At 47.3% G+C, this 15621-nt stretch carries 14 protein-coding genes; 7 read left to right on the forward strand and 7 right to left on the reverse strand.

The window, feature by feature from the left end; genetic code table 11:
* Positions 1–5 precede the first annotated feature (5 nt).
* The 7 genes from pnp to yedF all read left to right on the forward strand — a co-directional run bounded on the left by pnp (position 6) and on the right by yedF (position 8018).
* Positions 6–2123: a polyribonucleotide nucleotidyltransferase gene (gene pnp / locus EL341_RS02080; protein ID WP_047782455.1), complete on the forward strand. Its 2118-nt coding sequence runs from the start codon at positions 6–8 to the stop codon at positions 2121–2123.
* 147 nt (positions 2124–2270) lie between these two features.
* Positions 2271–3158, forward strand: a complete 888-nt coding sequence (nlpI, locus tag EL341_RS02085) for a lipoprotein NlpI (protein WP_047779837.1) — start codon at positions 2271–2273, stop codon at positions 3156–3158.
* Positions 3159–3260: 102 nt separating this feature from the next.
* Positions 3261–3338, forward strand: coding sequence for a protein YrbN (gene yrbN / locus EL341_RS17765; protein ID WP_114987452.1), 78 nt, complete (start codon positions 3261–3263; stop codon positions 3336–3338).
* A complete protein-coding gene (locus EL341_RS02095; RefSeq protein ID WP_074820484.1) occupies positions 3331–5259 on the forward strand; it encodes a DEAD/DEAH family ATP-dependent RNA helicase in 1929 nt (642 codons plus the stop codon). Before yrbN ends, EL341_RS02095 begins: the two co-directional genes overlap by 8 nt.
* Before the next feature lie 219 nt (positions 5260–5478).
* On the forward strand, positions 5479–6237 hold the full coding sequence (locus EL341_RS02100) for a hypothetical protein (protein WP_047779839.1): 759 nt from the start codon (positions 5479–5481) through the stop codon (positions 6235–6237).
* A gap of 267 nt (positions 6238–6504) precedes the next feature.
* Complete coding sequence (yedE, locus tag EL341_RS02105; protein WP_232036598.1) at positions 6505–7776, forward strand: selenium metabolism membrane protein YedE/FdhT; 1272 nt, start codon at positions 6505–6507, stop codon at positions 7774–7776.
* The gene (yedF, locus tag EL341_RS02110; protein WP_047779841.1) at positions 7773–8018 is read left to right on the forward strand and encodes a sulfurtransferase-like selenium metabolism protein YedF; all 246 of its coding nucleotides are present in this window, start codon (positions 7773–7775) and stop codon (positions 8016–8018) included. Before yedE ends, yedF begins: the two co-directional genes overlap by 4 nt.
* A gap of 54 nt (positions 8019–8072) precedes the next feature.
* Here yedF and EL341_RS02115 read toward each other — a convergent pair whose 3' ends face one another.
* The 7 genes from EL341_RS02115 to cyoB form a co-directional block, all read right to left on the reverse strand.
* Positions 8073–9029 (reverse strand): D-2-hydroxyacid dehydrogenase, encoded by a 957-nt coding sequence (locus EL341_RS02115; RefSeq protein ID WP_126466865.1) that lies wholly within the window; start codon positions 9027–9029, stop codon positions 8073–8075.
* Between the two features lie 77 nt (positions 9030–9106).
* Positions 9107–10117: an LLM class flavin-dependent oxidoreductase gene (locus EL341_RS02120; RefSeq protein WP_126466867.1), complete on the reverse strand. Its 1011-nt coding sequence runs from the start codon at positions 10115–10117 to the stop codon at positions 9107–9109.
* Positions 10118–10160: 43 nt separating this feature from the next.
* A complete protein-coding gene (locus EL341_RS02125) occupies positions 10161–11540 on the reverse strand; it encodes an MFS transporter (protein WP_126466869.1) in 1380 nt (459 codons plus the stop codon).
* A gap of 226 nt (positions 11541–11766) precedes the next feature.
* Positions 11767–12660: a heme o synthase gene (gene cyoE / locus EL341_RS02130; protein ID WP_074820474.1), complete on the reverse strand. Its 894-nt coding sequence runs from the start codon at positions 12658–12660 to the stop codon at positions 11767–11769.
* An 11-nt stretch (positions 12661–12671) separates the two neighbouring features.
* Positions 12672–13004, reverse strand: a complete 333-nt coding sequence (locus tag EL341_RS02135; RefSeq protein ID WP_074820472.1) for a cytochrome o ubiquinol oxidase subunit IV — start codon at positions 13002–13004, stop codon at positions 12672–12674.
* Positions 13005–13631: a cytochrome o ubiquinol oxidase subunit III gene (locus tag EL341_RS02140; protein WP_047779847.1), complete on the reverse strand. Its 627-nt coding sequence runs from the start codon at positions 13629–13631 to the stop codon at positions 13005–13007.
* Positions 13621–15618: a cytochrome o ubiquinol oxidase subunit I gene (cyoB, locus tag EL341_RS02145; protein WP_047779848.1), complete on the reverse strand. Its 1998-nt coding sequence runs from the start codon at positions 15616–15618 to the stop codon at positions 13621–13623. Before cyoB ends, EL341_RS02140 begins: the two co-directional genes overlap by 11 nt.
* Between the last annotated feature and the right edge of the window lie 3 nt (positions 15619–15621).

The following is a 15621-nucleotide window of genomic DNA, read 5'->3' on the forward strand; positions in this document are numbered from 1 at the left end:
ATCGTTTGCTGAATCCGATCGTTCGTAAATTCAAATATGGTCAACATACCGTGACGTTAGAAACCGGTATGATGGCGCGTCAGGCAACTGCCGCTGTAATGGTTAATGTTGATGACACCGCGGTATTTGTTACCGTTGTTGGGGCGAAAAAAGCCAAAGAAGGTCAAAGTTTCTTCCCACTAACCGTAAATTATCAAGAGCGTACTTATGCTGCCGGCCGTATCCCTGGTGGCTTCTTCCGTCGTGAAGGTCGTCCTAGCGAAGGTGAAACGCTGATCGCGCGTTTGATTGACCGTCCTGTTCGTCCACTGTTCCCTGAAGGTTTCCTGAATGAAGTTCAGGTTATCGCTACCGTTGTTTCTGTGAATCCACAAGTTAGCCCGGATATCGTGGCCATGATTGGTACCTCAGCTGCCCTGTCGCTGTCAGGTATTCCATTTAACGGTCCTATTGGTGCAGCCCGCGTTGGTTTCATTAACGATCAATATGTACTGAACCCAACCATGGATGAGCTGAAAGAAAGCCGTCTGGATCTGGTTGTTGCTGGTACTCAAAGTGCGGTTCTGATGGTTGAATCAGAAGCTGAACTCCTGAGCGAAGAGCAAATGCTCGGTGCGGTGATGTTCGGTCATGAACAACAGCAGATCGTTATTGATAACATCAATGCGCTGGTTGCTGAAGCAGGTAAACCGAAGTGGGAATGGCAGTCACCTGAAATCAATCAGGCGCTATATGCACAGGTTGAAGCGCTGGCCGCTGGCCGTTTAGGTGATGCTTACCGTATCACCGATAAGCAAGAGCGTTATGCACAAATCGGCGTTATCAAAACTGACGTTATCGAAGCGTTGATTGCTGGCAATCCTGATTTAAACCAAAGCGAAGTCGGCGATATGCTGAGCAGCATCGAGAAGAATGTTGTTCGTAGTCGCGTATTACGCGGTGAGCCACGTATCGACGGTCGTGAAAAAGATATGATTCGCGGTCTGGATGTGCGTACTGGCGTATTACCTCGCACCCATGGTTCTGCTCTGTTTACTCGTGGTGAAACTCAGGCGCTGGTTGTTGCTACCCTAGGTACGGCTCGCGATGCTCAGAACATCGATGAACTGACCGGTGAACGTACCGACAGCTTCCTGTTCCACTACAACTTCCCTCCGTACTCCGTAGGGGAAACCGGTATGGTGGGTTCACCTAAGCGTCGTGAAATTGGTCACGGTCGTTTAGCGAAGCGCGGCGTGCTGGCAGTGATGCCAGATCAGGCTGATTTCCCATATACCGTTCGTGTGGTATCAGAAATTACTGAATCTAACGGTTCATCGTCGATGGCTTCCGTATGTGGCGCATCACTGGCTCTGATGGATGCAGGTGTACCGATTAAAGCTGCCGTTGCGGGTATCGCAATGGGTCTGGTTAAAGACGAGACAAACTTTGTTGTTCTGTCTGATATTCTGGGTGATGAAGATCATCTGGGCGATATGGACTTTAAAGTAGCCGGTAGCCGTGAAGGTATTTCTGCTCTGCAAATGGACATCAAAATTGAAGGTATTACTCGCGAGATCATGAAAGCGGCTCTGAGTCAGGCTAAGGGTGCACGTTTGCACATTCTTGGCGTGATGGAACAGGCGATTTCTGCACCGCGCGGTGATATTTCCCAGTTTGCTCCACGTATTCACACCATCAAGATCAACCCTGAGAAAATCAAGGATGTGATCGGTAAAGGTGGTGCGGTTATTCGTGCACTGACTGAAGAAACTGGCACTACCATTGAAATTGAAGATGACGGTACAGTGAAGATTGCAGCGACTGACGGCGACAAAGCGAAACATGCTATCAGCCGTATCGAAGAGATCACCGCTGATGTTGAAGTGAATCGCGTGTATGCTGGTAAGGTTACTCGTATTGTTGACTTCGGTGCCTTCGTTTCTATCGTTGGTGGTAAAGAAGGTTTAGTACATATTTCTCAAATCGCTGACAAGCGCGTAGAGAAAGTATCTGACTACCTGCAAATGGGTCAGGAAGTTCAGGTTAAAGTGATGGAAGTTGACCGTCAGGGCCGTATTCGCTTAAGCATTAAAGAAGCGAATGCACCAGCTCAGGACGCGCCAGCTGCATCCGAAGAGTAATTGCGGTCGCTACTGTAGCCGTAAGCAATGACACGGTGCTTTATTGAAGATGATAAAGCACCGATTGTATGACTGGGACAGGGAGTTCTTGTGTAAAAACAAGTGGATGGTAGGATACCTATCCCATGTTTGTCTTCGGGAGTTGAAATGAAGCCTATTTTACGCTGGTGCTACATCGTTGCAACAGCCATCCTGTTAACAGGATGCAGCAGCCTTGAAGGGCGTAAATATGGCGTTTTGGCAATTCCATTGCAGCCGACGCTGCAACAGGAAGTGATGTTGGCACGTATGGAACAGATCCTTGCGAGCCAAGTATTATCAGGTGATGAGCGAGCGCAGCTATTGTACGAACGCGGTGTGTTGTTCGATAGTCTTGGACTACGGGCACTGGCGCGAAACGACTTTTCGCAGGCGTTAATGATTCGTCCTGATATTCCAGAAGCATTTAACTACTTGGGAATATATCTGACGCAGGGTGGCAACTTTGATGCTGCTTATGATGCGTTTGATTCTGTATTAGAGCTTGATCCAACTTATAACTATGCGCGTTTAAACCGAGGGATTGCCTTATATTATGGCGGTCGCTACTTTTTAGCGCAGGATGATCTGCAGGCGTTTTATCATGACGACCCTAACGATCCTTTCCGATCTCTATGGCTATATTTAGCCGAAAAAGAGATTGATTCAGACAAGGCAAAAAGAGCGCTTGAAGAGCGTTACGCCAAAGCTGAAAAAGGAACGTGGGGCTGGAATATAGTGGAATTCTACCTTGGCAAGATTAGCGAAAAAACGCTGATTACTCGCCTACAGGAAGAAGCAACGGATAACACTTCGCTCGCTGAGCATCTCAGTGAAACTGACTTCTATTTAGGTAAGTATTACCTGAGTCTGGGGGACAAGAACACCGCCGTGGCGTTGTTCAAACTGACGGTTGCCAACAATGTACATAACTTTGTTGAGCACCGCTATGCACTGTTGGAATTAGCCTTGTTTGGGCTAGAACAAGACGACCTATCAGAATCGGATAAAAAATAGACTGACGAATACGTCTAAACGACCTTGCTAAGTAGGTTCTACTTACAAGGGCGGTTTTTCTGTTCGTTTTTTAATCTAATTTGAGCTGGTTCACACTTTTAAATGAAAATCACTGAGTATTTTCTCAATAAGGTATGTAGACTGGCCGCCATTTTTAGTGAGGCACGTGTACATGTCTGAGATAGAAACCTCTTTTGCTGATTTAGGCTTATCAGCACCTTTATTAAAAGCACTGACCGATATGGGTTATGAAAAACCATCCCCGATTCAGTCGGCTTGTATTCCCCACCTGCTGGGCGGTCGCGATGTATTAGGTATGGCGCAAACCGGTAGCGGTAAAACAGCGGCATTCGCATTGCCGTTCCTTAACAATATTCAAGCTGATATGGCCTGCCCGCAGGTTTTAGTATTAGCACCAACCCGTGAATTAGCCGTTCAGGTAGCAGAAGCCTGCACCGAATATGCTAAACACATGTCAGGCGTGCGCGTCGTGGCCCTTTATGGTGGCCAGCGTTATGACGTTCAATTACGTGCTTTGCGTCAAGGACCACAAATTGTCGTGGGTACCCCAGGCCGCCTGTTAGACCACCTGAAGCGTGGAACCTTAGACCTGTCTAAATTGAAAGGTCTGGTTCTGGATGAAGCCGACGAAATGTTACGTATGGGCTTCATTGAAGATGTTGAAACGATTATGGCGCAGATTCCGGCTGAACATCAGACCGCTCTATTCTCTGCGACCATGCCTGAAGCGATCCGTCGTATTACGCGTCGCTTTATGCGCGATCCACAAGAAGTTCGTATCCAGTCTAACGTGGTGACCAGACCTGACATTAGTCAGAGTTACTGGACCGTTTACGGTATGCGTAAGAATGAGGCGCTGGTTCGTTTCCTGGAAGCGGAAGATTTTGACGCTGCGATCATTTTCGTGCGTACCAAGAATGCCACGTTAGAAGTTGCTGAAGCTTTAGAGCGTAGCGGCTATAACAGTGCTGCATTGAATGGTGATATGAACCAAGCGCTGCGTGAGCAAACGCTGGAACGACTGAAGAATGGTCGTCTGGATATCCTGATCGCAACTGACGTTGCCGCTCGCGGCTTGGACGTTGAGCGCATCAGCTTAGTGGTTAACTACGATATCCCGATGGATTCAGAATCCTACGTGCACCGTATTGGCCGTACTGGCCGTGCAGGTCGTGCAGGACGTGCGCTGTTATTCGTTGAGAACCGTGAGCGTCGCTTACTGCGTAATATCGAACGCACGATGAAGATCTCCATTCCTGAAGTGGACCTGCCATCTGGCGATCTGTTAAGCAAGCGTCGTTTAGAGAAGTTTGCCACGCGTGTGAGTCAGCAGTTAGAGAGCAGCGATCTGGATCAGTATCGTGCGCTGCTGGCTAAACTACAGCCAGCTGAAGAGCAGGATATCGAAACATTGGCAGCGGCTCTGCTGAAAATGGCACAGGGCGAACGTCCATTGATTCTGCCACCGGATGCACCAGCCGATCGTCGTCCGCGTCGTGAACCTCGTGACCGTGACGATCGTAGTAACGATCGCTTTGGTCGTCGTGAGCGTGATGGACGTAATGAGCGCGGCGGTGACCGTGATGCAGCACCTCGTCGCGAACGCCGTGAGGTGGGTGAAATGGATATGTACCGCATTGAAGTTGGCCGTGATGATGGTGTTGAAGTGCGTCATATTGTTGGTGCTATTGCCAATGAAGGTGATATCAGCAGCCGTTATATCGGTAACATCAAATTGTATGCTACTCACTCAACGATTGAGCTGCCAAAAGGCATGCCTTCCGATCTGTTGCAGCACTTTACCAAGACTCGTGTACTTAACAAGCCGTTGAATATGCAGTTTGTTGGTGATGCACCAGCAAGTGAACCACGCCGTGGCGGTGGTCGTCGTGATGGCGGCGGTGCTGGTGCTGGTGGTGGTGATCGTCGTCCATCTTCGAATGGCGATCGTCGTTCATTCGGTGGCGGAGCAGGTCGTGGCGATCGTAATGGCCCAAGCCGTGATGGTCAGTCCCGCGGCCCACGTCGTGACGGTGGTAACAGTGCACCGCGTCGTCGTCCTACTTCAGGTAATGAGTAGTTTAAAATAAGCATTTTTAGGTTGATTCACCTAAAAATCTTAATATAAAACGTTAAAAGCACCAGATGAACAACTCATCTGGTGCTTTTTGACTTTATATAAGTGTGGTATTTTACTTAGCTCTCTGCTTTGAGGACATTTTTATGGAAAATTTATGTCCTGTAGCGATCTCGTTGTAAAGTAGACCGATAAATCACTTCTATTAATGGATTACCAAACATGAAGAAAGCAAAAAATATTTTACCTATCCCTGCGTTACCGATTATTCAAAGCGCAGTGATGTCATTAGCGCCAACCTTTGGCGGTGGGCGTCATGATGGCCATATGAATGTATTATGTGCATATGTCCGTGGTGAAAAAACGGAAGCTGACTTAGCTAGCTACTTAAAAGACAATAAACTTGAAGCCACCAAAGACAATGAGTTTGCGCTGTTTTTAGGTGAGAAGCGCGCGGAACAATCAACGGCTTGCGCAGCATATATTGCCAGTAGCGTATTAATTGCCCCAAACCTGGGAGAGTTTCTTGAGCCAGTAAAAGAGGCTAAGCCTAAAGCTAAGGATGCTGGCCCTGAGTTTTCCATCAATCAGGAAAAACTAACGGTTTCATTAACCACTAAACTGGCTATCGCATTAGCGAACTCCGATCTGTTTGCGCTGATTGCTGGCTCATTGCCGGAAGGCCTGACTGTTGAAGGCTATCGTGCAGAAGTCTGCCGCTTATTTGGCGTATTGGCACCGGTTTATCTGGAACGCGTTCAGATCCATTATCAAAATGGCCTACAATTTAATCTGCTACAAATGCAGAATAACCAGTTTACCTTTAACAGCTCAACCGGATATCTGTTCCATTACGATGTTCAAGGTTTGAGCCTACAGTTAGGTGGTATCAACTGGTATGGTCGCGGTCAGATTATGGGGCAGGATTACGTACTTAACGTAGACTACTTCAGCGATAAAGTGGTTGAACTGCTTAAGTAATCGATAAAAATTATCCTGCTGAAAGCAGGTTATGGCCCCGGTTAATGTTATTACCGGGGCTTTTTTATTTATATTTAGCTATTGGTAGCGGGAATACCCGTTAAAAATAACAGCATTTTTATTGCTGATTGAGTAAAATGTCGCGGCTTTGTTCAACAAAGCGTATTTCGTTACTTAATACTGCAATACGTCAATTCTTATCTTGTTTGTCGCCGTTTAGGCTGGCAAGTGCTGATACTGTTCCTGATTAAGATTGGCTTATCATTATTGAGAACATTATTTATCAAAAATAATTTTTTCAAGGATAAGAGATCTATGCGTTGGCAAGATTTTAAAACCCAATACCTGATAAGGTTCTGGGCACCCCTTCCTGCGGTTATTGCGGCAGGTATTCTCTCGACTTACTACTTCGGCCTGACCGGCACATTCTGGGCAGTTACCGGTGAATTTACTCGCTGGGGTGGTCATTTGGCGCAGTTGTTTGGCGCGAATCCTCATGAGTGGGGCTATTTCAAAGTAATTGGCTTTGAAGGGACCCCGCTGGATCGTATCGACGGTATGATGATTATCGGCATGTTTGGTGGCTGTATTGCGGCCGCTTTGTGGGCTAATAATATTAAGCTGCGTTTACCTCAACACCGTATCCGTATTTTTCAGGCGGTATTGGGGGGAATTATTGCCGGGTTTGGTGCCCGTTTGGCGATGGGATGTAACCTGGCCGCTTTCTTTACAGGTATTCCTCAGTTTTCCCTGCACGCTTGGTTTTTTGCTCTGGCAACCGCGGTAGGTTCTTATTTTGGCGCTCGTTTTACGCTGCTGCCGATGTTTCGCATTCCGGTCAAATTGCAGAAAGTGAGTGCGGCTTCACCGCTAACCCAAAATCCGACGCAGGCGCGTCGACGTTTTCGTCTGGGAATGGTGATATTTCTGCTGATTGTTATTTGGGGAATGGTTGAAATAACCCAAAGTCCAAAACTGGGTATCGCTATGCTGTTTGGGCTGGGTTTTGGCTTGCTGATTGAACGGGCTCAAATCTGTTTTACCTCTGCATTCCGCGATCTGTGGATTACCGGACGTACCCATATGGCAAAAGCGATAATTATCGGTATGGCAGTGAGTGCCGTTGGTATCTTTAGCTATGTACAAATGGGCGCTCAACCTAAAATTATGTGGGCTGGCCCTAACGCCGTGCTGGGTGGATTACTGTTTGGCTTTGGTATTGTGCTGGCCGGCGGTTGTGAAACCGGTTGGATGTATCGCGCAGTAGAAGGGCAGATTCACTACTGGTGGGTTGGTGTCGGTAACATTATTGGTGCCACCATTCTGGCCTATTTCTGGGATGATTTTGCCCCGGCGTTGGCGACTAATTACGACAAAGTTAACCTGTTGGATACCTTCGGCCCCTATGGTGGCCTACTGGTGACTTATCTCCTGCTGGGACTAGCCTTTGCTGCCATGCTATGGTGGGAAAAGCGCTTCTTCGCCAGAAAAAATGCGGCACAGCAGTTATCCCTTGAGACCAGTAAGGAGTCTTTATGAGTATTAACGTAAAAAATATCGTGCCTGATTATCGTTTGGATATGGTTGGTGAGCCTTGCCCTTATCCGGCAGTGGCGACGCTAGAGGCGATGCCGCAGTTAAAATCTGGTGAGGTGTTGGAAGTGATTAGTGACTGCCCGCAGTCTATTAACAACATTCCTTTGGATGCCAAAAATCACGGCTATGAAGTTCTGGACATTCAGCAGGATGGGCCAACCATTCGCTATTTAATCAGAAAATAGTCAAACAGCACCGGGTCGTTTGGGAATATCACGACCCGGTCTGAACCATAGGTTTTAATTCACCACATTTTGTGGCTTACCAGCGATATAACACTTCAGATTATTCACCGTAATATCCATCATACGCAGACGAGCCTCCTTCGGTGCCCAGGCGATATGTGGCGTGATAATGCAATGACGAGCGTTGAGTAACGGATTGTCTTTGGATGGCGGTTCAATGGACAGAACATCCAGTCCGGCACCGGCAACTTTGCCGCTGTTCAAAGCATCGGCCAGATCCTGTTCGACAATCAGACCACCGCGTGAAGTATTAATTAACATCACGCCGGTTTTCATTTTAGCGATACTGCTTTGGTTGATAATACCGGTATTCTGATCGGTCAGTGGGCAATGCAGGCTGATAACGTCAGATTCCGCCAGTAGCTGGTCAAGACTCACCACACGTATATTGGGCTGTTCAATGCTTTTGTTTTGACTTGGGGTATAAACCAGAATCTCCATGCCTAACGCCAGCGCAACCTTAGCAAAGGCTGAACCAATACGACCATAACCAATTAACCCCAGTTTTTTGCCCATTAATTCAATCAGTGGAGAGTGCCAATAGCTGAAATCGATACTGTTAGTCCAGCCGCCGGAACGGACATCACTGCTGTGTTCACCAACGTGATGACACAGTTCCAGCAGGAGAGCGGTACTTAGCTGTGCCACTGATATAGTGCTATAGCTGGGGACGTTACTGACAATGATGTTTCTCTGGCGCGCGGTCTGGATATCAACCACATTGTAACCGGTTGCCAGAACACCAATAAACTTGAGGTTCGGGCAATGTGCCAGCGTTTGTGCATTTAGCGGTGTTTTATTGGTGAGTACGATTTCTGCATCACCAATACGTTCAACAATTAATTCCTCTGGGGTGCGTTCATAAACGGTGACCTGACCTAACTGTTCAATGTCATGCCAGGAGATGTCACCGGGATTTAGCGTATGACCATCTAATATAATAATTTTCATGGTTCACCAGATTCTCCATATTGGTTTAATAAGTCACTTCAAGGTAAAGCTAATTGTTATTGTTATTAATCAATTTATTATCGAACTAAGTTAGCACGAATCTGGGCAATAAGCTCAAAAGAGCGGATGCGCGCCTGATGATCAAAAATCTGACCGTTAATCATAATTTCATCGGCACCGGTATCATTAATCAGATTCTGTAAACCGGTACGTACGCTGTCTGAATCGCCAACAATCGATAGGCTTAACGTATGATTGGCGCTGTACAGCTCATGCTTGGCGGCGATGTCATTGATATCGGCTACCGGAGGCGGTAACGGACCTGGTGTACCGCGCAGCATATTGATGAAGTGCTGCTGTAAAGAGGTAAACAGCAATGTTGCCTGTTCCGTGGTATCTGCGGCAATCGCATTGACGCAAACCATGGCATAAGGCGCAGACAGATTGGCGGATGGGCGGAATTCTTTGCGATATAACGTTATCGCCTGCAACATCATATCTGGGGCGAAGTGGGAGGCAAAGGCAAAGCGTAATCCCATTTTTGCCGCCAGCTGTGCGCTATACAGACTGGAGCCCAATAACCAAATCGGAACCTGCAAGCCCTGACCCGGAATGGCTTTAATCGGCTGGTTTGGTTGCTCATCAGCAAAATAACCTTGCAGCTCTACAACGTTACTGGGAAAGTTTTCTACCGTATCGTGGTCGTTCCGACGCAAAGCCTGTGAGGTCTGTTGATTGGTACCTGGCGCACGTCCCAGCCCCAAATCGATGCGATCGGGGTAGAGTGATGCCAACGTGCCGAATTGTTCAGCGATAACTAATGGCGAGTGGTTTGGCAGCATGACCCCACCGGCACCAACGCGAATGCTGGATGTGGCACCGGCAATAAAACCAACCAACACTGAGGTGGCTGAACTGGCAATGCCTTCCATATTATGGTGTTCAGCCATCCAGTAACGGTGATAGCCAAGACGTTCAGCCTGAATCGCCAGCTCTTTCGAGCGGCTAAATGCCTGAGGAATAGTGCCGCCCTGAATAATGGGCGATAGATCAAGAACGGAAAGTGGTACGCTGGAAGAGTTAGACATACTGGTATCTCCACTATTGTTGTTAATAGTTTATTCCGCCGGATTATGCCGGTTGAGTATCATACGAACTGATTAACTGTTCTAACTTAGCACGACTGGTTTTATCTGAATCTATTTTTATATAGGCTGATCGTTCTTCTGGCACGATGATCACATCATTAACGCCATCGAGGACTTTTAGATCCCTTTCCAACATGACATTTTTTAGCGCTAATGGAGGTAATTCAATACGCAGGCTGCTGACATAAGGCGGCTGCTTCATGGTTGTACTAAGCACCAACCACAGGACGCAAAGTACCACGCTGCCCAAAAAGACGGCACTGGTACCGTTAAAGCCGAATAGCCATCCGCCCAGGCTTCCGCCAATAGCGACGCCAATGAACTGACTGGTTGAGTAGACGCCCATTGCAGTGCCCTTATAGCCAGCTGGCGCTTCTTTACTAATCAGAGAGGGTAAAATGGCTTCCATGATATTGAAAGCAACAAAGAAGAGCTGAACCCCGGCAAACATTACCCACAGGTGTTGTCCACTGACAAAAAGTATAGACTCTGCAATAAGAAGCAGAGCTACGCAGGTTAAAAATACCTGCTTCATCTTACGTTTTTTTTCCGCAATGATGATGAAGGGTACAACGGTGATAAAAGAAACCAGCATGGTCACCAGATACACTTTCCAGTGATCGGCAGGCATATAGCCGGCATTTTCCATCGCGACCGGTAAGGCTAGAAAAGTGGCCATCAATAGCGTATGCAAACACAAAATACCAATATTTAACTTCACCAATCGACTATTGCGTAGCACTTTACTGAAGCTGCCTTTCACCATGCCTGATTCGCGGTTTAATACATGCCCGGAAGGATTAGGAATTAGGGTGAGGGTCAGGACAATACCGGTTAGCGCCAGCACGGCAATTCCCCAGAATAGGGCACTCAGACCAAAAGCATGAGTAATAATAGGGCCCAGTACCATGGCAATAGCAAACGTGATACCGAAACTAACGCCAATAAATGCCATGGCTTTGGTACGGTTTTGTTCTCGGGTGAGATCGGATAAAAGAGCCATCACAGCGGCAGCAATGGCACCGGAACCTTGTAAGGCACGGCCAAGAATAATGCCCCAAATGGAATCACTGAGTGCGGCAATGATGCTGCCAATAGCAAAAATAAGTAGTCCGCCGACAATTAGTGGTTTGCGACCTACGCGATCGGAGATCAAACCAAAGGGGATCTGGAAAATAGCCTGAGTCAGGCCGTAAATACCGATAGCTAAGCCGATGAGTGGTTTGGTGGCACCGGCCAGCGCCATGCCGTAGGTGGTTAATACCGGCAGAACCATAAACATGCCCAGCATGCGCAATGAGAAAACTAAACCTAGCCCCCATGTAGCTCTAAGTTCTTCCGGGGCCATTTTATAATCGTTCATATCACCTCAAATAACACTATTTTGACTCCCGAACTGAACAACGAGAGCCATCTATTATTCTACTTTTCCCATCAGCGGTTTTAATTATTATGGGGATTTGACGGTGGATAGAATAGTTGCTGGCGTGACAAAATACTTTGTTTTTCTAAGAAAAATCGCAATGATTGGTATAAAAATAGGGAATATCGAGAGTTGTTGAGTAACAACGAACGATATTCCCAGTATTTTACGGACGAATAAGCGTCAATAATGATTCCGATGACATGGCCTGAGAATAGTCAACGGACATCATGATGCTTAATGTGGTGATAGCAATAATGGAGAAGATAAACAGCTTTCGGGCCCAAATTCGGTTATCCGAGGTTGTGTATCCGGCCAGTGCCATTACCAGCCAGCCAATACCGACTACCGCAGAGACAAACAGATAGCTGTAGCCTGCGTAACCGCTGATGCTCAGCATCAGGGTGGCGATGATAAAGCCGATGATATATAGCGTAATATGATTTTTGGTCACTGAAATGCCGCGTTTAACCGGCAGAACCGGTATCGACGCTGCCAGATAATCCTTGTAGCGGAAAATGGCAATGGCATAAGAGTGAGGCATTTGCCACAGGCTGAAAATAACCAGCAGCAATAGTGCACCCATATCAAACTGATTACTGACCGCGCAATAACCGATAACCGGAGGTGCGGCACCAGACAGACTGCCGACCAAGGTTCCATATACGGATTTGCGCTTCAGATACAGGCTATACAGACCGACATAAACCACGAATCCCAGCAGTGCAAACTCTACGGCTAACAGGTTGGTGTAGACGTAAAGTAAGGCAAAGCCGGCTATGCCTAATAAACAGGCATAGACGATAGTCACCGAGGGGGAAATCAGACCTTGAACCAAAACGCGGTTCTTAGTTCTCTCCATCAGACAATCGATATCTCGGTCAATGTAGTTGTTAAACACACAGCCGGAAGCGACGACTAAAGAAACGCCGATGACAGTAGCAAACAGCAGGGAGAAATCTACGTTGCCTTGGGAGGCGAGTAGAAATCCCCCGATAACTGAAATCATATTGCCAAAGATGATTCCCGGTTTTGTGACTAACAGATATTTCTTGATCATCTGAGTAGCTCTTAGTGAACCATCATGTTGGTGTTAAGGTTATGCATAATCCATAGTGAACCTACAACGACAATGGCAATAATCAATCCGGTAAATATCAGGGCAACAAAGTTCCAGCCGCCCTCTGATTTTGTGTTCATATGTAGGAAGTAAACCAAATGAACCACAATTTGTACTACGGCAAACAGCGAAATCGCGACGACTAAGGTCGCCGGTGCCGCAGCACCGGTCATCACCATCCAGAAAGGCACAGCCGTCAGAATAACCGAAAGAACAAATCCGACAAGATAGGACTTAACGGAACCATGGCTGGCGCCGGAAGCATCTACAGCGGTATTTTTCATTTAGATATTCCCCATCAGATAAACAACGGTAAACACACAAATCCAGATAACGTCCAGGAAGTGCCAGAACAAACTCAGGCACATTAAGCGGGCGTTGTTCTTTGGCGTTAACCCTTTCTTTGATACCTGAATCATCATGATGGCCATCCAGATCAGGCCAAGCGTCACGTGCAGTCCGTGAGTACCCACTAAAGTAAAGAAGCCGGATAAAAAGGCACTGCGTGATGGGCCATAGCCTTCACTGATCAGCAGATGAAACTCATTAAGTTCCATGCCAATAAAGCCGAGACCAAACAGGAAAGTAATGGCTAACCAACCGACCACCTGACTTTTGTTACCTTTATACATCGAGATAATAGCCATACCGTAGGTAAAGCTACTTAACAGCAGTAAGGCTGTTTCACCCGCAACATAAGGCAGTTCAAAAATGTCTTTGCCTGATGGGCCATCGGCAATGCCGGTGGCCAATACAGCGTAAGTGGCGAAAACGGCAGCGAACAGAATACAGTCGCTCATCAGGTAGATCCAGAAACCGAAAACGGTTTTGGCGCCACTGTCATGGTCGTGATCGTGGTGCTCATGCCCTTGGGCATGAGCGTTTGGATTGATCAAGGTATCAGTTGCCATGGTTTATCACCCCTGCTTTACTGAGTTGTTCAAAATGCTGATTTTCAATTTTCTCAATCTCTTCCACAGGGACATAGTAATCGGTGTCATCATTAAAGGTATGGACGATATAAGTCACAGCCATACCGATCAGACCAACGATAGCCATCCACCAGATTTCCCAGATCATAGCAAAACCGAATACCACGCTAAATGCGGAGATAATCACGCCTGCGCCAGTGTTTCTTGGCATATGAATCGGTTCATATGATGCAGGGCGTTGATAAGCCGTACCGTCATCTTTCATATCCTGGAAGGCATCGATACCTTTGATTACCGGAGTATGAGCGAAGTTATAGAATGGCGCTGGTGAAGAGGTTGCCCACTCCAGCGTACGGCCGCCCCATGGGTCGCCAGTAACGTCGCGATTCTTGTTACGATCTCTGATGCTGACCAGTAACTGCAGGATCTGGAAAGCAATACCGATAGCAATTAATACCGCACCAAATGCAGCAACCATCAATAGCGTTGTCCATTCAGGTTGTAGGCTGTAGTTCAGGCGACGGGTCATACCCATAAAGCCCAGAATGTACAGCGGCATAAAGGCCACGAAGAAACCGATAATCCAGAACCAGAAAGCATATTTACCCAGCGTTTCATTCAACTTGAAGCCGAATGCTTTCGGGAACCAGTAGTTGAATCCAGCCAGACAGCCAAACACCACACCACCAATAATGACGTTATGGAAGTGAGCAATCAAGAACAGGCTGTTATGCAAGACATAGTTGGCACCCGGTACTGCTAACAGTACGCCGGTCATACCACCCACGGTAAAGGTCACCAAGAAGCCCAGCGTCCACAGGATTGGTGTAGAGAACTGAATACGACCCTGATACATGGTAAACAGCCAGTTAAATATTTTCACACCGGTTGGTATGGAAATAATCATGGTGGCAATACCAAAGAAGGCGTTAACGTTGGCACCGGCACCCATAGTAAAGAAGTGGTGCAGCCAAACGATAAAGGACAGGATGGTAATGGCTACAGTAGCCCACACCAACGAGGTATAACCAAACAGGCGTTTTTTACTGAACGTGGCAACAACTTCGGAGAAAATACCGAAACAAGGGAGAATCAGGATGTAAACTTCCGGATGGCCCCAGGCCCAGATCAGGTTAACGTACATCATCTGGTTACCACCAAGATCGTTGGTAAAGAAGTGGAAGTCCAGATAACGATCGAGGGTTAGCATGGCTATCGTTGCGGTCAGAATAGGGAACGCGGCGATAATCAGTACGTTGGCACACAGCGCAGTCCAGGTAAAGACCGGCATCTGCATCATCTTCATGCCTGGTGCACGCATTTTCAGAATAGTGGCAAAGAAGTTTACCCCGGTGAGTAGCGTACCAACCCCGGATATTTGTAAGCTCCATATCCAGTAATCGACCCCGACCCCCGGATTATAAACCTTGCCTGAAAGCGGCGGATAAGCCAACCAACCAGTTTGGGCGAATTCACCCACCCCAAGTGAGATGTTAATTAACACCACACCGGCAACGAACAGCCAGAAGCTTAGGGAGTTAAGGAATGGGAAGGCAACGTCACGGGCACCGATTTGTAACGGTACAACGATGTTCATTAAACCAATAACGAACGGCATCGCCATGAAAAAGATCATAATAACGCCGTGGGCGGTAAAGATCTGATCGTAGTGATGCGGCGGGAGGAACCCTTCGCCACTGGTTGCTGCTGCCACCGCCAGCTGAGTACGCATCATAATGGCATCGGCAAAGCCGCGTAGTAACATGACCATCGCGACCAGAATATACATCACGCCGATTTTTTTATGATCGACGCTGGTCAGCCATTCGTTCCAAAGCCACTTCCATTTACCAAAATAGGTAATCAGTGCAAGAAGCGCAATTCCGCCGATGATAATGAAGCCAACGGCACCCATGATAATCGGTTCACGATAAGGAATCGCATCAAGTGTTAATTTTCCTAACATCGT

Source organism: Pragia fontium, assembly GCF_900638655.1.
Lineage (GTDB): Bacteria > Pseudomonadota > Gammaproteobacteria > Enterobacterales > Enterobacteriaceae > Pragia > Pragia fontium.